This window comes from Pseudomonas sp. FGI182, assembly GCF_000511325.1.
GTDB classification, from domain to species: Bacteria; Pseudomonadota; Gammaproteobacteria; order Pseudomonadales; family Pseudomonadaceae; genus Aquipseudomonas; species Aquipseudomonas putida_Z.
The window spans coordinates 5,804,752-5,824,761 of sequence record NZ_CP007012.1; the positions used below are offsets into that span (position 1 = coordinate 5,804,752).

The 20,010-nt window shown below is 64.1% G+C and carries 20 protein-coding genes; 10 read left to right on the forward strand and 10 right to left on the reverse strand.

Annotated elements, in window-relative coordinates; genetic code table 11:
- Nucleotide 1 precedes the first annotated feature (1 nt).
- The 5 genes from exbD (at nt 2) to C163_RS25585 (ending at nt 5,743) form a co-directional block, all read left to right on the forward strand.
- Nucleotides 2-430 carry a TonB system transport protein ExbD gene (gene exbD, locus C163_RS25565; protein ID WP_013974803.1) on the forward strand — a complete coding sequence of 143 codons (429 nt, stop codon included), beginning with the start codon at nt 2-4 and terminating at the stop codon, nt 428-430.
- Nucleotides 427-1,158 carry an energy transducer TonB gene (locus tag C163_RS25570; RefSeq protein WP_016489831.1) on the forward strand — a complete coding sequence of 244 codons (732 nt, stop codon included), beginning with the start codon at nt 427-429 and terminating at the stop codon, nt 1,156-1,158. Before exbD ends, C163_RS25570 begins: the two co-directional genes overlap by 4 nt.
- Nucleotides 1,159-1,252: 94 nt before the next feature.
- Nucleotides 1,253-2,179 carry a hydrogen peroxide-inducible genes activator gene (locus C163_RS25575; RefSeq protein ID WP_013974805.1) on the forward strand — a complete coding sequence of 309 codons (927 nt, stop codon included), beginning with the start codon at nt 1,253-1,255 and terminating at the stop codon, nt 2,177-2,179.
- A 3-nt stretch (nt 2,180-2,182) separates the two neighbouring features.
- Nucleotides 2,183-4,261, forward strand: a complete 2,079-nt coding sequence (recG, locus tag C163_RS25580; RefSeq protein WP_025341120.1) for an ATP-dependent DNA helicase RecG — start codon at nt 2,183-2,185, stop codon at nt 4,259-4,261.
- 78 nt (nt 4,262-4,339) lie between these two features.
- Nucleotides 4,340-5,743: an aminoacyl-tRNA deacylase and HDOD domain-containing protein gene (locus C163_RS25585; RefSeq protein WP_025341121.1), complete on the forward strand. Its 1,404-nt coding sequence runs from the start codon at nt 4,340-4,342 to the stop codon at nt 5,741-5,743.
- 126 nt (nt 5,744-5,869) lie between these two features.
- Here C163_RS25585 and C163_RS25590 read toward each other — a convergent pair whose 3' ends face one another.
- The 4 genes from C163_RS25590 to C163_RS25605 form a co-directional block, all read right to left on the reverse strand.
- Nucleotides 5,870-6,244, reverse strand: a complete 375-nt coding sequence (locus C163_RS25590; protein ID WP_025341122.1) for an SCP2 sterol-binding domain-containing protein — start codon at nt 6,242-6,244, stop codon at nt 5,870-5,872.
- 148 nt (nt 6,245-6,392) lie between these two features.
- The gene (locus C163_RS25595) at nt 6,393-6,692 is read right to left on the reverse strand and encodes an HU family DNA-binding protein (protein ID WP_013974808.1); all 300 of its coding nucleotides are present in this window, start codon (nt 6,690-6,692) and stop codon (nt 6,393-6,395) included.
- Between the two features lie 186 nt (nt 6,693-6,878).
- Nucleotides 6,879-8,027 (reverse strand): NAD(P)/FAD-dependent oxidoreductase, encoded by a 1,149-nt coding sequence (locus C163_RS25600; protein WP_025341123.1) that lies wholly within the window; start codon nt 8,025-8,027, stop codon nt 6,879-6,881.
- 16 nt (nt 8,028-8,043) lie between these two features.
- Nucleotides 8,044-8,211, reverse strand: a complete 168-nt coding sequence (locus tag C163_RS25605) for a rubredoxin (protein WP_003253349.1) — start codon at nt 8,209-8,211, stop codon at nt 8,044-8,046.
- Nucleotides 8,212-8,441: 230 nt separating this feature from the next.
- Between C163_RS25605 and C163_RS25610 the strand changes: the two genes are divergently transcribed.
- Nucleotides 8,442-8,999, forward strand: a complete 558-nt coding sequence (locus C163_RS25610; RefSeq protein ID WP_025341124.1) for a chorismate lyase — start codon at nt 8,442-8,444, stop codon at nt 8,997-8,999.
- Nucleotides 8,999-9,889 carry a 4-hydroxybenzoate octaprenyltransferase gene (gene ubiA / locus C163_RS25615; RefSeq protein ID WP_025341125.1) on the forward strand — a complete coding sequence of 297 codons (891 nt, stop codon included), beginning with the start codon at nt 8,999-9,001 and terminating at the stop codon, nt 9,887-9,889. The genes C163_RS25610 and ubiA overlap by 1 nt, the downstream gene beginning before the upstream one ends.
- 117 nt (nt 9,890-10,006) lie before the next feature.
- On the opposite strand, the gene C163_RS25620 is transcribed toward ubiA, so the two are convergent.
- Nucleotides 10,007-10,378 carry a hypothetical protein gene (locus C163_RS25620; RefSeq protein WP_025341126.1) on the reverse strand — a complete coding sequence of 124 codons (372 nt, stop codon included), beginning with the start codon at nt 10,376-10,378 and terminating at the stop codon, nt 10,007-10,009.
- A gap of 172 nt (nt 10,379-10,550) precedes the next feature.
- Here C163_RS25620 and phoB point away from each other — a divergent pair, with 172 nt between their 5' ends.
- The 3 genes from phoB to C163_RS25635 all read left to right on the forward strand — a co-directional run bounded on the left by phoB (nt 10,551) and on the right by C163_RS25635 (nt 14,166).
- The gene (phoB, locus tag C163_RS25625; protein WP_003253341.1) at nt 10,551-11,240 is read left to right on the forward strand and encodes a phosphate regulon transcriptional regulator PhoB; all 690 of its coding nucleotides are present in this window, start codon (nt 10,551-10,553) and stop codon (nt 11,238-11,240) included.
- Between the two features lie 48 nt (nt 11,241-11,288).
- Nucleotides 11,289-12,596, forward strand: a complete 1,308-nt coding sequence (gene phoR / locus C163_RS25630) for a phosphate regulon sensor histidine kinase PhoR (RefSeq protein WP_025341127.1) — start codon at nt 11,289-11,291, stop codon at nt 12,594-12,596.
- Between the two features lie 229 nt (nt 12,597-12,825).
- Complete coding sequence (locus tag C163_RS25635) at nt 12,826-14,166, forward strand: hemolysin family protein (RefSeq protein WP_013974815.1); 1,341 nt, start codon at nt 12,826-12,828, stop codon at nt 14,164-14,166.
- A gap of 116 nt (nt 14,167-14,282) precedes the next feature.
- Here the strand turns inward: C163_RS25635 and C163_RS25640 are convergent, their stop codons facing one another.
- From C163_RS25640 to pstA, 5 genes are all read right to left on the reverse strand, one after another.
- On the reverse strand, nt 14,283-15,179 hold the full coding sequence (locus tag C163_RS25640; RefSeq protein ID WP_013974816.1) for a M23 family metallopeptidase: 897 nt from the start codon (nt 15,177-15,179) through the stop codon (nt 14,283-14,285).
- Nucleotides 15,180-15,417: 238 nt separating this feature from the next.
- Nucleotides 15,418-16,314, reverse strand: a complete 897-nt coding sequence (locus C163_RS25645; protein WP_025341128.1) for a response regulator — start codon at nt 16,312-16,314, stop codon at nt 15,418-15,420.
- A 164-nt stretch (nt 16,315-16,478) separates the two neighbouring features.
- Nucleotides 16,479-17,249 carry a phosphate signaling complex protein PhoU gene (gene phoU, locus C163_RS25650; RefSeq protein ID WP_013974818.1) on the reverse strand — a complete coding sequence of 257 codons (771 nt, stop codon included), beginning with the start codon at nt 17,247-17,249 and terminating at the stop codon, nt 16,479-16,481.
- A 168-nt stretch (nt 17,250-17,417) separates the two neighbouring features.
- Complete coding sequence (gene pstB, locus C163_RS25655) at nt 17,418-18,251, reverse strand: phosphate ABC transporter ATP-binding protein PstB (RefSeq protein WP_003258171.1); 834 nt, start codon at nt 18,249-18,251, stop codon at nt 17,418-17,420.
- Nucleotides 18,252-18,323: 72 nt separating this feature from the next.
- On the reverse strand, nt 18,324-19,940 hold the full coding sequence (gene pstA, locus C163_RS25660) for a phosphate ABC transporter permease PstA (protein WP_170929259.1): 1,617 nt from the start codon (nt 19,938-19,940) through the stop codon (nt 18,324-18,326).
- Nucleotides 19,941-20,010 lie beyond the last annotated feature (70 nt).

Consider the following 20,010-nt stretch of genomic DNA (forward strand, 5'->3'; position numbering starts at 1 on the left):
CATGGGCCTGCATCTCAACGAAGGTGGCGACGACCTCGCCGAAAACCACGAAATCAACGTTACGCCGTTCATCGACGTGATGCTGGTGCTGCTGATCATCTTCATGGTCGCAGCCCCCTTGGCCACGGTCGACATCAAGGTCGACCTGCCGGCCTCGACCGCCAAGCCGGCGCCGAGGCCCGAGAAACCGGTGTTCGTCAGCGTCAAGGCCGACCAGAAGCTGTACGTCGGCGACGATCAGGTCCCTGCCCCCGACCAGCTTGGCCCGATGCTCGATGCCAAGACCAAGGGCGACAAGGAAACCACCATCTTCTTCCAGGCTGACAAAGGCGTGGATTACGGTGATCTGATGGAAGTGATGAACAACATGCGCGCGGCCGGCTACCTGAAAGTCGGTCTGGTAGGTCTCGAGACGGCAGCCAAGAAATGACAAAAACGCGCTCTAACATGGCGCGCTACGGTGGCAGCCTGGCGATCGTGCTGGGCGTGCACGTGGTCGCCGTGCTGCTGACGCTCAACTGGTCGGTGCCCCAGGCCATCGAACTGCCACCGGCAGCCATGATGGTCGAGCTGGCGCCATTGCCGGAGCCTGCGCCACCACCGCCCCCGAAAGCGGCGCCGCAGCCACCGGCGCCGGTCGAGGAACCGCCGCTGCCGAAGCTGGCCGAGGCACCCAAGCCCAAGATCGCCATTCCCAAGCCGCCCAAGCCAAAGGCCAAGCCACAGCCGCCCAAGCCCGAGAAAAAGCCTGAACCGCCGAAGGAAGCACCGCCGACCGAACAAACGGTAGACGCACCGCCCAGCAACACGCCACCGCAGAAGTCCGCGGCACCGGCGCCGAGCATTGCGTCCAACAGCAACGCCCTGCCGACCTGGCAGAGCGACCTGCTGCGTCACCTGGCCAAGTACAAGCGTTACCCGGAAGACGCGCGCCGTCGCGGCCTGCAGGGCATCAACCGCCTGCGCTTCGTGGTCGACGCCGAAGGCAAGGTGGTGTCGTACTCCATGGCCGGTGGCTCGGGTAGTGCCGCCCTGGACCGGGCGACGCTGGAAATGATCCGTCGGGCCGGCACGGTACCCAAACCGCCACCCGAGTTGCTGAACAATGGCACGATCGAAGTCGTGGCACCGTTCGTCTACTCGCTGGACCGCCGCTGAGACTTTTGTTTCTGTCACAAATCGGCAAGTCTGATAACGTGCGTCTATCGATTGCAGCCGCTATGCTGGGCTCGCAACTTCATGGACGCACGTTATGACCCTCACAGAATTACGCTACATCGTCACACTCGCCCAGGAACAGCACTTCGGCCATGCCGCCGAACGCTGTCACGTGAGCCAGCCGACCCTGTCGGTCGGTGTGAAGAAGCTCGAGGATGAGCTTGGCGTGCTGATCTTCGAGCGCAGCAAGAGCGCGGTCCGCCTGACCCCGGTCGGCGAAAGCATCGTCGCCCAGGCGCAAAAGGTACTGGAGCAGGCCCAGGGCATTCGCGAGCTGGCCCAGGCCGGCAAGAACCAGCTGACCGCCCCGCTCAAGGTCGGTGCCATCTACACCGTCGGCCCGTACCTGTTCCCCCACCTGATCCCTCAGTTGCACCGCGTGGCGCCGCAAATGCCGCTGTACATCGAAGAAAACTTCACCCATGTACTGCGCGAAAAGCTGCGCAATGGCGAACTGGATGCGGTGATCATCGCCCTGCCGTTCAACGAAGCCGACGTGCTGACCCTGCCGCTGTACGATGAACCGTTCTGCGCCCTGATGCCGGCCGACCACCCATGGACGGCGAAAAAGACCATCGACACCGCCATGCTCAATGACAAAAGCCTGTTGCTGCTCGGTGAAGGCCACTGCTTCCGCGACCAGGTGCTGGAAGCCTGCCCAACGCTGAACAAGGGCGGTGAAGGCTCCAAGCACACCACGGTCGAGTCCAGCTCGCTGGAAACCATCCGCCACATGGTGGCCTCGGGCCTTGGCGTGTCGATCCTGCCGCTGTCGGCGGTGCACAGCCACCACTACGCCCCCGGCGTCATCGAGGTCCGCCCACTGACCGCACCGGCACCATTCCGCACCGTGGCCATCGCCTGGCGCGCCAGCTTCCCGCGGCCGAAGGCCATCGAGATCCTCGCCGACTCGATCCGCCTGTGCTCGGTCGCCAAAGCCCCTGCGGAACAACCGGCCTGAGTCATGAGTGAGCTGTCGAAGGTCCCGGTCACGGTACTCAAGGGGGTTGGCGAGGCCATGGCGGAGAAACTCGCCAAGGTCGGCCTGGAGAACCTGCAGGACGTGCTGTTCCACCTGCCCCTGCGCTACCAGGACCGCACTCGCGTGGTGCCGATAGGCCAGCTGCGCCCTGGCCAGGACGCGGTGATCGAGGGCGTGGTCAGCGGCGCCGACGTGACCATGGGCAAGCGCCGCAGCCTGGTGGTGCGCCTGGGTGACGGCAGCGGCGTGCTGAGCCTGCGCTTCTACCACTTCAGCAACGCGCAGAAGGAAGGCCTCAAGCGTGGTACTCACCTGCGCTGCTACGGCGAAGCCCGCCCCGGCGCCTCGGGCCTGGAAATCTACCACCCGGAATACCGCGCACTGAACGGCGACGAGCCGCCGCCACCGGTCGAGCAGACCCTGACGCCGATCTACCCGTCCACCGAAGGCCTTACCCAGCAACGCCTGCGCCTGCTGTGCCAGCAGAGCCTGGGCCTGCTCGGCCCGCGCAGCCTGCCGGACTGGCTGCCCGACGAACTGGCCCGGGACTACCAGTTGGCGCCGCTGGACGATGCCATCCGCTACCTGCACAACCCGCCGGCCGACGCCGACCTCGACGAGCTTGCCGAAGGCCAGCACTGGGCCCAGCACCGCCTGGCCTTCGAAGAACTGCTGACCCACCAGCTGTCGCAGCAACGCCTGCGCGAAAGCCTGCGCAGCCTGCGCGCGCCGGTGCTGCCCAAGGCCCAGCGCCTGCAGGCGCAGTACCTGGCCAACCTGGGCTTCCAGCCGACCGGCGCGCAGCAGCGGGTGGCCAACGAAATTGCCTACGACCTCAGCCAGCACGAGCCGATGATGCGCCTGGTGCAGGGCGATGTGGGTGCCGGCAAGACCGTGGTCGCCGCCCTGGCCGCGCTGCAGGCCCTGGAGGCCGGCTACCAGGTGGCCTTGATGGCGCCCACCGAGATCCTCGCCGAACAGCACTACATCACCTTCAAGCGCTGGCTCGAACCGCTGGGCATCGAAGTGGCCTGGCTGGCCGGCAAGCTCAAGGGCAAGGCCCGGGCAGGCGCCCTGGAACAGATCGCCAACGGTGCGCCAATGGTGGTTGGCACCCATGCGCTGTTCCAGGAAGAGGTGAAGTTCAAGCACCTGGCCCTGGCGATCATCGATGAACAACACCGTTTTGGCGTGCAGCAACGCCTGGCCCTGCGCAAGAAGGGCGTGGCCGGGGAATTGTGCCCGCACCAGCTGATCATGACCGCCACGCCCATTCCGCGCACCCTGGCCATGAGCGCCTATGCCGATCTGGACACCTCGGTGCTCGACGAACTGCCACCCGGGCGCACCCCGGTGAACACCGTGCTGGTGGCCGACAGCCGCCGCTTCGAAGTGGTCGAGCGGGTGCGCGCCGCCTGCGCCGAAGGGCGCCAGGCCTATTGGGTGTGCACCCTGATCGAAGAATCCGAAGAGCTGACCTGCCAGGCCGCCGAAAGCACCTACGAGGAGCTGGGCAGTGCCCTGGGCGAGCTGCGGGTGGGGCTGATCCACGGGCGCATGAAGCCGGCGGAAAAGGCCGAGATCATGGCCGAGTTCAAGGCCGGCAACCTGCAGTTGCTGGTCGCCACCACGGTCATCGAGGTGGGCGTGGACGTGCCCAACGCCAGCCTGATGATCATCGAGAACCCCGAGCGCCTGGGCCTGGCCCAGTTGCACCAGCTGCGCGGCCGGGTTGGCCGGGGCAGCGCCGTCAGCCATTGCGTGCTGCTGTACCACCCGCCACTGTCGCAGATCGGCCGCGAGCGGCTAGGGATCATGCGGGAAACCAACGACGGCTTCATCATCGCCGAAAAGGACCTGGAGCTGCGTGGCCCGGGCGAGATGCTCGGCACCCGCCAGACCGGCCTGTTGCAGTTCAAGGTCGCCGACCTGATGCGCGACGCCGACCTGCTGCCGGCCGTGCGCGACGCCGCCCAGGCCCTGATCGCACGCTGGCCGGAGCACGTCAGCCCACTGCTCGATCGCTGGCTGCGTCATGGCCAGCAATATGGCCAAGTGTGACGCTGGTCCCATAATGGATCCAGTTTTGCCCCCAGGCTGGTTATACTTCGCGTTTAAAAGAATCAGTGGATACGGACCATGACTGAAGTTGCCCTGGACACCGCAACCCCACACGCTCCCTCGGTCATCCGGCTGCTGCTCGACAAACTCGGCGTGGCCTACCGCGAGGTGGTCGAACATCCGCACCTGCCGGCAGCGTCGCGGGTACAGGCCGTGCTGCTCGACGACGAGGTCGGCGCCCTGATGGTGCTGTTCCCGCAGAGCCAGCTGCTGGACCTCAACCGCCTCGCCGAACTGACCGGGCGCAAGCTCACCGCGGTGTCGGTGCCACGCCTGAAGCAGATGCTGGACAAGCACCAGCTCAAGGCCCTGCCGGGCATCCCGGCGCTGACCAGCTCGCCGTGCCAGTACGAAAAGAGCCTGCTCGACGCCGATAAAGTGTTTATCCAGTCTGGCGAAGCCGGCCTGCTGCTGGAAATCGAACGCGCGCACTTCAAGCGCATGCTGGTCAAGGCCAGCGCCAGCAGCTTCGGCCAGGAAGCCGAGGCCATCAGCCCCAACCTCGACCGCCCCGATGATGACACCCGGGAAATCACCAACGCCGTCCAGGCCTTCACTGCCCGGCGCATCCAGAAGCGCCTGGAAGAAACCATCGAAATCCCGCCGCTGGCCGACACCGCGCAAAAGATCATCAAGCTGCGGGTAGACCCCAACGCCAGCATCGACGATATCACCGGCGTGGTCGAAACCGACCCGGCGCTGGCAGCACAGGTGGTGAGCTGGGCGGCATCGCCCTACTACGCCTCACCTGGCAAGATCCGTTCGGTAGAAGATGCCATCGTGCGTGTGCTGGGCTTCGATCTGGTGATCAACCTGGCCCTGGGCCTGGCGCTGGGCAAGACCCTGAGCCTGCCGAAAGACCACCCGCAGCAAGCCACGCCGTACTGGCAGCAGTCGATCTACACCGCCGCGATCATCGAAGGCCTGACCCGCGCCATGCCACGGGCCGAGCGCCCCGAGGCCGGCCTGACCTACCTGGCCGGGCTGCTGCACAACTTTGGCTACCTGCTGTTGGCGCACGTTTTCCCGCCGCACTTCTCGCTGATCTGCCGCCACCTGGAGGTCAACCCGCACTTGTGCCACACCTACGTGGAACAACACCTGCTGGGCATCAGCCGCGAGCAGATCGGTGCCTGGTTGATGAAGCTGTGGGACATGCCGGAAGAGCTGTCCACCGCGCTGCGCTTCCAGCACGACCCTGCCTATGAAGGCGAGTTTTCGGCGTTCCCCAACCTGGTGTGCCTGGCCACCCGCCTGCTGCGCTCGCGGGGGATTGGCTCGGGGCCGCAGCAGGAAATTCCAGACGAGTTGCTGGAACGGCTGGGGATTACCCGGGACAAGGCCGAGGATGTGGTGAACAAGGTGCTCGAGGCAGAGAGCCTGCTGCGTGAGCTGGCTTCGCAGTTCCACACACCGCACTGACATGATTGGCCCCTGTGGGAGCGGGTTTACCCGCGAAGATCGCGACGCGGTGCATGGCACCGGCGTTGCCGGTGTTCGCGGGTAAACCCGCTCCCACAGGGTATGAGTCAGCAGGCCTATTGAGTTTCAGCCCTTCTTCTTCGGCTTCAGGTACTTCATCAACCCCTGGAACCACATCACCAGCGCCGGGTTACCCTTGATCTGGATGTGCTTGTCCTGGATCCCCTGCATGAACGCCAACTGCTTGTTACCTGCCTGCATGGTGGCGAAGCCATAGGCGGCGTCCTTGAAGGCAATGGCGAACGCCGGCTGCGGGTGCGCGCCGCCCTTGCTGCTGACGCGTTCGTTGTTGACGATGAAGTGCCGGGCGACCTTGCCGTCCAGGGTCTGCATCTGGAACACCAGGTCCTTGCCCTTGAGCTGCTGCTGGAATGCCGGGTTGTTGCGGCTGGCCCTGGCCATCAACAGCCCCATGGCCCAGAGAAGAAAGCGGAACTTCATCAACGCGCCTCGAATTAAAAGTGACTAAGGCGCGCAGTCTATCCTTTTCCGGAACTATTTATGCAAGTTCGAAACATTTTGCCTGCAGAAAGCACAACGGGCGCCCTGGGGCGCCCGCTTGGCTGACACTGGGGTTGTCAGGGAGCGATCACTTGCCTTTCTTGGCCGGCTTGACGGGGGCGTTGACGCTGTCGCGCAGGTTCTTGCCTGGCTTGAAAGCCACGGTATTGCTGGCCTTGATCTTGACCGGTTCACCGGTTTGCGGGTTCTTGCCGGTACGCGCACCGCGATGACGTTTTTCGAAGGTGCCGAAACCGACCAGGGTCACGGTGTCCTTGTCCAGGGCACCCGTGATGCTGTCGAGAATCGCGTTCAAAACCTGATTGGCCTTTTCCTTGGTCAGATCGGCCTTTTCGGCGATGACGGCGGCGAGTTCTGGTTTGCGCATAGTGAAGCCTCTTTGACGGAATTCTTGTTGTTATGCCGTGCTGCCCTGGGAGCAGCGCTCAAGGCACCGCAGGCTCTAATCTGCGGCAGACGGAAGTGAGGATGGCACGTGCACAGGGGCCGCGCCAGTATCTGGGCGGCCATTGTGCAAGCAACAACAGGATAAATCCGACAGAACGCCAGCTATTTACGCCATCACGGCCGGCAGCAGGCGATTCAGGGCCAGCTTTTCCATCACGGCCGCCCCGGTGAGGGCGTAGCCCAGCAGCTTGCCCTCTGCATCAAGGCAGAGCACCTTGAGGTCACTGCCCTGCCCTTCTACCTGCCAGGTGCCTTCGTGGCCCTGGGGCGGCGGCGAGACCACCAGCGGGCAGGCCGGGGTTTTCACGGTGATCGGCATCGGTCCGTAGGCGACCGTTGTCGGCTTGCCGGCCAGGGTTTGCGCCAGGGCCCGGGCACAGCTCATCAGCGGCATCACATAGAGCAGGTTGATGCCATCGACTTCGGCACAGTCGCCAAGGGCGAATATGTTGGCGTGGGACGTGCGCAACTGGCGGTCCACGCAAACGCCGCGATTGGTCTGTAGGCCAGCGGCTGCGGCCAGGTCGGTGCGCGGGCGCAGGCCGATGGCCGAAACCACCAGGTCGCAGGCGATCACGCTGCCGTCGGACAGGTGCGCCTCCAGGCCCTGGGCCACCTGCTGCAGGCGGGTCAGTACCGGGCCGAGGTGAAAGCGCACGCCCAGGCCTTCCAGCCCGGCCTGCACGGCAGTGGCAGCAGCCGGGTGCAGCAGGGTCGGCATGACTTGCTCGCACGGCGCCACCACATCGACCTGGAAGCCGCCCAGGCTCATGTCGTTGGCGAATTCGCAGCCGATCAGGCCGGCACCGAGGATCAGCACGCGCTGTTTGCCGACGGCGGCGGCACGGAAGCGCGCGTAGTCTTCCAGGTCGTTGATCGGGAACACTCGATCGCCGCCATCACCTTCGATCGGCACCTGCACCGTCTGCGCGCCCCAGGCCAGCACCAGGTCGCGGTATTCCACCGCCTCTTCACCTATCCACAAACGCTTGTGGCCCGGGTCGATGCCGCTGATGCGGGTATGGGTGCGAATCTCGGCATTCAGTTGCTCGGCCATGGCGCCCGGCTCGGCCATGCACAGGCCGTCGGCGTCCTTCTGCTTGGCAAAGCCGGTGGACAGCATGGGCTTGGAGTAGGAACGACCGTCATCGGCGGTGATCAGCAGCAGCGGCGTCTGCGCATCGAGCTTGCGAAATTCACGGGCCAGGTTGTAGCCCGCAAGGCCGGTACCGATGATTACCACAGGGGACGTCATGTCGTGCTTTCCTCGATTAGCCGATGGAGATCATTTCAAAGTCGCTCTTGCCCACGCCGCAGTCGGGGCACAGCCAGTCTTCAGGCACATCTTCCCAGCGGGTGCCGGGGGCGATGCCGTCGTCGGGCCAGCCTTCGGCTTCGTCGTAGATCAGGCCACAGACAATACATTGCCACTTTTTCATGGGGGTGGGTTTCCTCGGTTCAGGCTGGAGCGTTGTGTTGCTGCTGATGGCCTCTTCGCGGGCATGCCCGCTCCCACAGGCATTGTGCATAACCTGTAGGAGCGGGCGCGCCCGCGAAGAGGCCAGCGCGCAATTCGTGGGGCTTTGTAGCGGCCCTGTCGGCAGTATGCAAGCAGTCGGGGCAATCATGCTAAGCTCGCCGCCTCTCTGGTTGTAACAAGCAGACCGACGTGTCGTACGAATCCCCGCAAGCAGCCGCTGTCGCGTGGCTGCCGTATTCACAGCTGGCGACCGACATCGACCAGCCCACCCTTGACTGGCTGTTCGACGAGGGCTCGCTGACCCGCCGCCTGACCCGCCTGTCTAACGATCACTTCTCCGTCACCCCGCTGTTCGAGGGCTGGCAGCCGCTGCGCGATGACGAATGCCAGGCACTGGGCATCGCCGCTGGCGCCGAAGGCTGGGTGCGTGAGGTTTACCTGCGCGGCCATGGCCAACCCTGGGTGTTCGCCCGCAGCGTCGCCAGCCGCAGCGCCCTGGAGCGCGGCGGGCTGGACCTGGAAACCCTGGGCAGCCGTTCGCTGGGCGAATTGCTGTTCTGCGACCAGGCGTTCATCCGCCACCCCATCGAGGTGTGCAGTTATCCACAGGCCTGGCTGCCGGGCGAAGCCGCCCAAGCGGCGCTGTGGGGCCGCCGTTCGCGCTTCGAACGTGGCGGCCTGGACCTGCTGGTGGCAGAGGTGTTTCTGCCAGCATTGTGGCAAGCGGCCAAGGAGGAAAACCGCTGATGTACCTGCAACTGCTCAAGTCGCTCAACCGCCTGCACCCACGGGCCTGGGACTTCGTCCAGCTCAGCCGCATGGACCGGCCGATTGGTATCTACCTGCTGCTGTGGCCGACCTTGTCGGCGGTGTGGATTGCTGGCAACGGTTCACCAACCCTGGCCAACGTGCTGATCTTTGGCCTCGGTGTGGTGCTGATGCGCGCCGCAGGTTGCTGCATCAACGACTTTGCCGACCGCAAGGTGGACGGCCACGTCAAACGCACCGCCGACCGCCCCCTGGCCAGCGGCCGGGTCCGCCCGCGCGAAGCGCTGGCGCTGTTCGCCATCCTGGTCGGAGTGAGCTTCCTGCTGGTGCTGTGTACCAACAGCCGCACGGTTTGGCTGTCGTTCGGTGCGGTGGCACTGGCGTTCTGCTACCCGTTCATGAAGCGCTACACCTATTACCCGCAGGTGGTGTTGGGGGCGGCGTATTCCTGGGGCATTCCCATGGCCTTCACCGCAGCGGGTGGCGAGCTGCCGGCCAGCGCCTGGCTGCTGTATATCGCCAACCTGCTGTGGACGGTGGGCTACGACACCTACTACGCCATGGTCGACCGTGATGACGACCTGAAGATAGGCGTGAAGTCGACCGCTATCCTGTTCGGCGACGCAGACCGCACCATCATCCTGACCTTGCAGCTGCTGTCGCTGGGCTGCCTGTTGCTGGCCGGCAGCCGCTTCGAGCTGGGTGGCTGGTTCCACCTGGGGCTGCTGGGCGCGGCGGCGTGCTTTGCCTGGGAGTACTGGGCGACGCGCAAACTGGACCGGGAGTCGTGCTTCAAGGCGTTTCTGCACAATCACTGGGCGGGGATGCTGGTGTTCATCGGGGTGGTGCTGGATTACGCATTGCGCTGAGGATTCTGGGGCTGCCTTGCAGCCCATCGCGACACAAGGCCGCTCCTACAGGGGATCGCGCATTCCTGTAGGAGCGGCCTTGTGTCGCGAGAGGGCCGCAAAGCGGCCCCGGCAATCTCAAGGCTTGGCAACGTGCCAGACGTCCTTCATGCCGTCACCGGTCATATCGCCGGCCTTCTTGTCCTTGACGAAGGTGTACAGCGGCTTGCCGTCATAGGCCCACTGCTTGCTGCCATCATCGCGCATCACCACTGTCCACTTGTCCTTGGCCGGTTCGTCATTGGCCTTGACCATCAGCGGCGGCCAGTTTTTGGCGCATTCGCCATTGCACATCGACTTGCCGCCCGCATCCTTGTCGAAGGTGTACAGGGTCATGCCGGCATGATCGACCAACATCCCGCCCTTCTCCATCGCATGGTCGGCCAAGGCCACCCCCGGGAGCGCCAGCGCAGTGAAAAGGGCCATCCAGCTCAGCGTTTGTCGTGTCATTGGATTCACCATTGTTTCGGGGGGATTGAGTTCTGGTTGCCACAACTACGGCCCTTTCAAGCCTAGTTCAGTCATGGAATGTCGCCAGAACGGCCAACACCCTGTCACACAGCTGCAATAATTCCGTTATCTAATGCGGGCCAAGACACCGTATCCAGGAGAGGTTTTGAGCATGGTTGGCAGGAACATTCTGATCGTCGACGACGAAGCACCAATTCGCGAGATGATCGCCGTTGCCCTGGAAATGGCCGGCTATGACTGCCTGGAAGCGGAAAACTCCCAACAGGCCCACGCGATCATCGTCGACCGCAAACCGGACCTGATCCTGCTCGACTGGATGCTGCCGGGCACCTCCGGCATCGAGCTGGCCCGCCGCCTCAAGCGCGACGAGCTGACCGGCGACATCCCGATCATCATGCTCACCGCCAAGGGTGAAGAGGACAACAAGATCCAGGGCCTGGAAGTGGGCGCCGACGACTACATCACCAAGCCGTTCTCGCCGCGTGAACTGGTCGCCCGCCTGAAAGCCGTGCTGCGCCGCACCGGCCCGAGCGATAGCGAGGCACCGATCGAAGTCGGCGGCCTGCTGCTCGACCCGATCAGCCACCGCGTGACCATCGACGGCAAGCCGGCCGAGATGGGCCCTACCGAATACCGCCTGCTGCAGTTCTTCATGACCCACCAGGAGCGCGCCTACACCCGTGGCCAGCTGCTGGACCAGGTGTGGGGCGGTAACGTCTATGTCGAAGAGCGCACCGTCGACGTACACATCCGCCGCCTGCGCAAGGCGCTGGGTGAAGCCTACGAAAATCTGGTACAAACCGTCCGGGGCACCGGCTACCGCTTCTCGACCAAGAGCTGATCGAGCTGAAAAGCGCCAAGCTGCACGTCGTTGTACAAGGACCGTCAATTGAACCAGAACTGGCACGCGACCCTGATTCGCCACCTGCTGCTGCTGATTACCGTCTGCCTGATCGGCGGGTTGGTGAGCGGCTACTATGGCTGGAGCCTGGCCATCGGCCTGGCGCTCTACCTGGGCTGGACCCTCAAGCAACTGCTGCGCCTGCATGACTGGCTGCGCAACCACCAACCCGACGAAGCACCGCCCGATGGCTACGGCCTGTGGGGCGAAGTGTTCGACAGCATCTATCACCTGCAACGCCGCGACCAGCGCGTGCGCGGCCGCCTGCAGGCGGTGATCGACCGGGTGCAGGAGTCTACCGCCGCGCTGCGTGACGCGGTGATCATGCTGGACAGTGACGGCAACCTGGAATGGTGGAACCGCGCCGCCGAGACCCTGCTGGGCTTCAAGACCCCACAGGACGGCGGCCAGCAGGTGACCAACCTGGTGCGCCACCCGCGCTTCAAGGAATACTTCGAGGCGGAGAACTACCTCGAGCCGCTGGAAATCCCCTCGCCGATCAACGACCGCATGCGCGTGCAGCTGCACATCACCCGCTACGGCAACAACGAGCACCTGATGCTGGTGCGCGATGTTACCCGCATCCACCAGCTGGAGCAGATGCGCAAGGACTTCGTCGCCAACGTATCCCACGAGCTGCGCACGCCGCTGACGGTCATCACCGGCTACCTGGAAACCTTGCTGGACAACGTCGAAGACGTGAACCCGCGCTGGGGCCGAGCCCTGCAGCAGATGAGCCAGCAAGGCTCGCGCATGCAGACACTGCTCAACGACCTGCTGCTGTTGGCCAAGCTGGAGGCCACCGACTACCCGTCGGACAACCAGCCAGTGGCGGTCGATGCCTTGCTCGCAGCGATCAAGAACGACGCCCAGGCCCTGTCCGGGCCCCGCAACCAGCGCATCACCCTGGAAGCCGCGCCCGGCGTGCAGCTGAAAGGCAGCGAGTCGGAGCTGCGCAGTGCCTTTTCCAACCTGGTGTTCAATGCGGTCAAGTACACCCAGGACGAAGGCAGCATCCGTATTCGCTGGTGGGCCGATGCCCAGGGCGCGCACCTGTCGGTTCAGGACTCGGGGGTGGGCATCGATGCCAAGCACCTGCCACGCCTGACCGAGCGCTTCTACCGGGTCGATTCCAGCCGTGCGTCGAATACCGGCGGCACCGGGCTGGGGCTGGCGATCGTCAAGCATGTGCTGATGCGCCACCGCGGCAAGCTGGAGATCAGCAGCGTGCCGGGGCATGGCAGTACCTTTACCTGTCATTTCGCGCCGGCACAATTGGCCAACGGCAAGGCTTGAGGGCCTCGGGGGCTGCTTTGCAGCCCATCGCGACACAAGGCCGCTCCTACACGGGATCGCGGTCTCCTGTAGGAGCGGCCTTGTGTCGCGATGGGGCGCAAAGCGCCCCCAAAGAATCCATCGCCCTTTGCTTTTACGGCCCCAGCCGCTACATTGGACCCCCTGTGCCAGCAAGAGCTGGCACTTTTTTTCTCTCTATCTCGAAGACGGACCCCGTAAAAACTCCATCATGGACCCTTCCCCTGGTATCAGCCTCACCTCGTTATTCGCCGATTTCGGCATGATCATCTTTGCCTTGCTCCTGGTGCTGCTCAACGGCTTCTTCGTTGCCGCCGAGTTCGCCATGGTCAAGCTGCGCGCCACCCGCGTCGAGTCCATCGCCGAGCTGCATGGCTGGCGTGGTAGCATCCTGCGCAAGGTACACAACCAGCTCGACGCCTACCTGTCGGCCTGCCAACTGGGCATCACCCTCGCCTCGCTGGGCCTGGGCTGGGTCGGTGAACCAGCGTTCGCCCACCTGCTCGAGCCGCTGCTGGCCTACCTGGGCGTGGACACGCCCGAGCTGATCAAGGCCATCTCGTTCTTCGTCGCCTTCTTCGTCATCTCGTACCTGCACATCGTAGTCGGCGAGCTGGCGCCCAAGTCCTGGGCCATCCGCAAGCCCGAGCTGCTGTCGCTGTGGACCGCCGTGCCGCTGTACCTGTTCTACTGGGTGATGTACCCGGCCATCTACCTGCTCAATGCCAGCGCCAACACCATCCTGCGCATTGCCGGCCAGGGTGAGCCCGGCCCACACCACGAGCACCACTACAGCCGTGAAGAGCTCAAGCTGATCCTGCACTCCAGCCGTGGCCAGGACCCGAGCGACCAAGGCATGCGCGTGCTGGCCTCGGCCGTGGAAATGGGCGAGCTGGAGGTGGTCGACTGGGCCAACTCGCGCGAGGACATGGTCAGCATCGACGCCCATGCGCCGTTGAAGCAGATCCTGGCCCTGGTGCGCCGCCACAAGTTCAGCCGCTACCCGGTGTACGACGCCGAGCGTGAAGAATTCACCGGCCTGCTGCACATCAAGGACCTGCTGCTGGAGCTGGCCGAACTCGAGCACCTGCCCGAAACCATCGACCTCGACGACCTGGCACGGCCACTGGAGCGCGTGTCGCGGCACATGCCGCTGGCGCAGTTGCTGGAGCAGTTCCGCAAGGGCGGCGCGCACTTCGTGCTGGTGGAGGAAGCCGATGGCAAGGTGATTGGTTACCTGACCATGGAAGACGTGCTGGAAGTGCTGGTGGGCGACATCCAGGACGAGCACCGCAAGACCGAGCGCGGCATCCTCGCCTACCAGCCGGGCAAGCTGCTGGTGCGTGGCGACACGCCGCTGTTCAAGGTCGAGCGCCTGCTGGGCGTCGACCTTGACCATATCGAAGCAGAAACCCTCGCCGGGCTGGTCTACGAGACGCTCAAGCGCGTGCCTGAAGAAGAGGAAGTGCTGGAGGTCGAAGGGCTGCGCATCATCATCAAGAAGATGAAAGGGCCGAAGATCGTGCTGGCCAAGGTGCTCAAGCTGGATTGAGGGCAAGGGGGCTGCTTTGCAGCCCATCGCGACGCAAGGCCGCTCCTACAGGGGTTCGCGTATCCCTGTAGGAGCGGCCTTGTGTCGCGATGGGGCCGCAAAGCGGCCCCAAAATCTCAAGGGTTACCCGCAGTGAAGTCAGGCAACCCTCCGATCGGCCTGTCGAACCGATAAGGTATCGACTCCAGCGCCAACCCCACATTGCGCTGCACCACGAAATGCAGGTGAGGCCCGGTACTGTTGCCGGTATTGCCCGACTTGGCCAGCATCTGCCCCTGCCGCACTCGTTGCCCCTCCGCCACTACCACCGACCCGCGCATCAGGTGCAGGTACACGCCCATGGTGCCGTCCGGGTGCAGGATCCTGACGAAATTGCCCGAGGGGTTGGGGCCGCGCCCGCTCTGGCTGTTCTCCGTCTTCACCACCACCCCTTCCCGCGCCGCGATGATGGTGGTGCCTTCGGGCATGGCGATGTCCATGGCGTAACGCCCCTTGGGCCCAAAATGACTGACCCGGCCATTGGGGCCCTGGGTCACGCGGAACGGCCCGCCAATCCAAGGGAATGCATAGCGGAAGCCCTGGGGCCGCTTGCCCGGGTCGCCCATGGCCTGTAGCAGGGTCGAGCGGTAGTTCAGCAGCATCCCGGGGCGCCCCCTGAGCACGCTTAGCATTTGCGTGGTGCGCGGCGGCAGTACCCGGCGCACGGTACGCGGGGCATTGCCACCTTGTGCATTCACCAGGTTGTCCAGGCGCAACTCCACCTCCACTGGCACGTGTAGCTGGTTGCGGGCCGAAAAGCTCACGCCGCCGTTGAAGGTTATCGCGTTCAGCAGAACCTGGCCTTCGGGCACCTCAACCATAGGTACGCGCCGCACAAAGGTTTTGGCACCGGGGCCGGGCCGGTCGGAATAGGAGGTCACGCGGCCATCATCGGTGATCTCGTAGATAGTCATGCCCAGGCTCGACGCCGAGGCCATGAGCAATGCACAGAACAGCAGCAGGCGGGCGGGCATGATAGTGGCTTTTTGACAGTTATGATTTGTCGAAGCCTAGCAGGGGGTTTTGCGGCGGGTATGACAGTTGGTCGGATGGCCCTGGGGTGCGCAGTTTTTTGTAGGAGCAGCCTTGTGCTGCGAATGGGCTGCAAAGCAGCCCCGGCAATGCTTGCGGCGGCATTGATGCCTGGGGGCTGCTCCGCAGCCATTCGCAGCACAAGGCTGCTCCTACAAAAAGTGCGGTGTGAGGCTGCGGTCAGGCGCCCGGGGTGAAATGCTTCTGCGCCGTCCCGCGGGCAATCAGCCGCGACAGGTAGTCGAGCTTCTGGGCATCCTGGTCGACGAACTTGAAGGTCAGTTGCAACCAGTCACTGTCAGGCTTGGGTTCCAGTGCCGCGACGGCATGCAGGTAGCCGTTAAGGCGCGCGACTTCGGCGTTCTCGCCCTGCTCCAGGTCCAGCACTGCGCCTTCCAGCACTTGAGGCAGCGCTTCGCCACGGCGCACCACCAGCAGGGCCTCTTTCAGGCTCAGCGCCTTGATCACGCATGGCTGCATGCCGCCGGCCAGGCGCAACTGGCCCTGGCCACGGCCGGTCGGCGCAGGAGCGGCGGGCCGGGGGGCATTGGCCACTGGCCTGGCGAGTGCAGGTGCCGGCGCTGGCGCCGTGACCTTCACCGCTTCAGGCTTGCCGGCTGTCAGTGCATTCAGCGAGTCATTGGCGAACGCCGAGTTGACCCGTGCCGGGCCGCTGGCCATCAGGCTGTCGAGCTTGCCGATCTTGGTCAGGGCCTTTTTCACCTTGGTCAGCAATTGTTCGTTGGTGAACGGCTTGCCGACAAAATCGGAAACGCCCGCCTGAATCGCCTGGATGACGTTTTCCTTGTCGCCACGGCTGGTCACCATGATGAACTGCAGGTTCTTCAACTCAGGCTGCTGGCGGCACCAGGTGAGCAGTTCCAGACCGGACATTTCCGGCATCTCCCAGTCGCACAGAACCAGGTCGAACGCTTCCTTGCCCAGCATGGCCATCGCCTTGCGACCGTTGACGGCGTCGTCGATGGTCATGCCCGGGAAGGCATTGCGCAGGCATTTGCGGACCAGGTCACGGATAAACGGGGCGTCATCCACGACCAGCACATTCACTTTACTCATCGATACTCCTTCTGAATCCCGACTAGCCTACCGCCGAATAATGGCCACTTGCTACAACCTGGTCACGCCGGGACTTCTTCACATCGTTCGCGGGTGCCTGCCGGCTCCTCGACCGCAAACGAAAACGCCCGGCCAAGGCCGGGCGTCGATGCTCGGGAGCAACCTTACTTATCGTCAGGTTCGGCCGGAACATTAGCGTTTTCGCCGTCGGAAACAGCAGTGCCCTGCACTTCTGCCGTCATGCGCTTGAGGCCCATGTGACGCACGTCGGTGCCGCGCACCAGGTAGATCACCAGCTCGGAGATGTTGCGCGCATGGTCGCCGATACGCTCCAGCGAACGCAGGACCCAGATAACGCTCAGTACCCGCGAGATCGAGCGCGGGTCTTCCATCATGTAGGTCACCAGCTCACGCAGGGCGGTCTTGTATTCACGGTCGATGGTCTTGTCGTACTGGGCCACCGACAGCGCCAGGTCGGCGTCGAAGCGGGCAAAGGCGTCCAGCGCGTCGCGGACCATGTTGCGTACCTGATCGCCGATGTGACGCACCTCGACATAGCCGCGCGGCGACTCGCCTTCCTCGCACAGCTGGATGGCGCGACGGGCGATCTTGGTCGACTCGTCACCGATGCGCTCCAGGTCGATCACCGACTTGGAGATGCTGATGATCAGGCGCAGGTCGGAGGCCGCCGGCTGACGACGGGCGAGGATGCGCAGGCACTCCTCGTCGATGTTGCGCTCCATCTGGTTGATCTGCTCGTCGACTTCGCGCACTTGCTGGGCCAGGCCCGAGTCGGCTTCGATCAGCGCAGTGACTGCGTCGTTGACCTGCTTTTCAACCAGGCCGCCCATGGCCAGCAGGTGGCTACGCACCTCTTCGAGCTCGGCGTTGAACTGCTGGGAAATGTGATGCGTAAGGCTTTCTTTGTTGATCATCGTTCGCTCCGCGAAGAAGCTGCAAGCTTCAATTTGTTCGTCTCGTTCCCTGGTCTGTGGGAGCGGGTTTACCCGCGAACACCGGCGAAGCCGGTGCCAGACACCGCGGCGCCTGCTTCGCGGATAAACCCGCTCCCACAGGGGCCAGGTACCTATCCGGAGCGGCGATCAGCCGTAGCGACCGGTGATGTAGTCTTCGGTCTGCTTCTTCGCCGGGTTGGTGAACAAGGTGTCGGTATCCCCGAATTCGACCAGTTTGCCCATGTACATGAACGCGGTGTAGTCCGAAACACGGGCCGCCTGCTGCATGTTGTGGGTCACGATGACGATGGTGTACTTGGATTTCAATTCGTAGATCAGTTCCTCGACTTTCAGGGTCGAGATCGGGTCCAGTGCCGAGCACGGTTCGTCGAGCAGCAGCACTTCCGGCTCCACGGCGATGGTGCGGGCGATGACCAGACGCTGCTGCTGGCCACCGGACAGGCCCAGTGCCGAGTCGTGCAGGCGATCCTTGACCTCGTCCCACAGGGCCGCGCCCTTCAGCGCCCACTCGACCGCTTCGTCGAGCACGCGCTTTTTGTTGATGCCCTGGATGCGCAGGCCGTAGACCACGTTTTCGTAGATGGTCTTTGGGAACGGGTTGGGCTTCTGGAACACCATGCCCACACGACGGCGCAGCTCGGCCACGTCTTCGCCCTTGCGGTAGATGTTGTTGCCGTACAGGTTGATGGCGCCTTCCACGCGGCAACCATCAACCAGATCGTTCATGCGGTTGAAGGTGCGCAGCAGGGTCGACTTGCCGCAGCCGGACGGGCCGATAAAGGCGGTCACGCGCTGCTTGGGAATGTTCATCTGCACATCGAACAGCGCTTGTTTGTCGCCGTAGAACAGGCTCAGGCCCGGCACTTCGATGGCTACGGTTTCTTCGGCCAGGCGCAGGCTCTGCTTGTCGCGGCCCAGGGCAGACATGTCGATGCCGTGGGTATGGGATTCTTGCTGCATGGTCAACTCCATACGCTAACAATTCGTTTCAAAGGGCCGCCCGGCTCACGGGCGGCACGCTTGCAATCAGGATCAGCTGTCGAGGGCCTTGTACTTCTCGCGCAGGTGGTTACGGATCCACACGGCCGAGAGGTTGAGGGCCGCGATCACCAGCACCAGCAGCAACGCCGTGGCGTATACCAGCGGCCGCGCGGCTTCGACGTTGGGGCTCTGGAAGCCGACGTCATAGATGTGGAAGCCCAGGTGCATGATCTTCTGGTCCAGGTGCAGGTACGGGTAGTTCCCGTCCACCGGCAGCGACGGGGCCAGCTTCACCACACCTACCAGCATCAGCGGTGCCACTTCACCGGCGGCGCGGGCCACGGCGAGGATCATGCCGGTCATCATCGCCGGGCTGGCCATCGGCAGGACGATCTTCCACAGGGTCTCGGCCTTGGTCGCGCCCAGGGCCAGCGAGCCTTCGCGCACGGTACGCGGGATACGCGCCAGGCCTTCTTCGGTGGCCACGATCACCACCGGCACGGCCAGCAGCGCCAGGGTCAAAGATGCCCACAGCAGGCCCGGGGTACCCAGGGTTGGCGCCGGCAGTGCTTCGGGGAAGAACAGGCGGTCGATCGAGCCACCCAGCACATAGACGAAGAAGCCCAGGCCGAACACGCCGTAGACGATCGCCGGTACACCGGCCAGGTTGTTCACCGCGATGCGGATCAGGCGGGTCACCGGGCCCTGTCTGGCGTATTCGCGCAGGTACACGGCAGCCAGCACACCGAACGGGGTGACGATCACGGCCATGATCAGGGTCATCATCACGGTACCGAAGATGGCCGGGAAGATACCGCCCTCGGTGTTGGCTTCACGCGGGTCGTCGCTGAGGAACTCCCAGACCTTGGTGAAGTAGGCGCCCAGCTTGGTGAACCCCGACATGGCGTTCGGCTGGATGGCGTGCACCACCTTGCTGAGGTTGATTTCCACTTCACGGCCGTTGCCATCGCGGGCCACCAGGCTGTCGCGAGCGAAGGCCTGGTGCAGGCCGGTCAGGCGGTCTTCGATGGCCTTGTAGCGGCTGTTCAGCTCGGCGCGCTCGGCGTCCATGTCAGCCTGGGCGGCGGCGTCCAGCTTGCCGTCCAGCTCCAGCTTGCGCGCCTGCAGACGCAGGCGCTCGAGGCCATGGTTGATGGCGCCGATGTCTTTCTTCTCGAGGCTTTGCAGTTCGCTGTTGAGCTGGTTGGCGCGCTTGAGGCGAGCCTGCAGCTCGGCCCAGGCGGCAACACCTTCGGCGACCACGCGGCCTTCTTCCTTGACGCTGACCAGGTAGCCGTAGAAGTTGCCCCACTCGCGACGCTCCAGGGCGATCAGGTCGGTCGGGTGCTTTTCGTCGACCAGCCAGTCGCCGACCACCCACGTGAAGTCGCTGCCGTTGAGGTCGCGGTTGCCCACCTTGATCAGCTCACGGGTCATGAACTCCGGGCCTTGGTCAGGCACTGGCAGGCCGGCGCCCTTCAGGCGGGCACGGGGTACTTCTTCCTTTTGCACCACTTCGCCAATGACGACGTGGTCGGCCTGGCCCGGCACCTTGTAGGTGGCCTGGACAAGATCGGCCGGCCAGAAGTGGCCCAGGCCGCGCACGGCAATCACCGCCAGCAGGCCAACGGTCATGATCACTGCCATGGCCACCGCGCCGCCGCTCATCCAGACGCCTGGGGCGCCGCTCTTGAACCAGCCTTTGAGGGAATCCTTTTTCACGGATCGCTACCTTTCT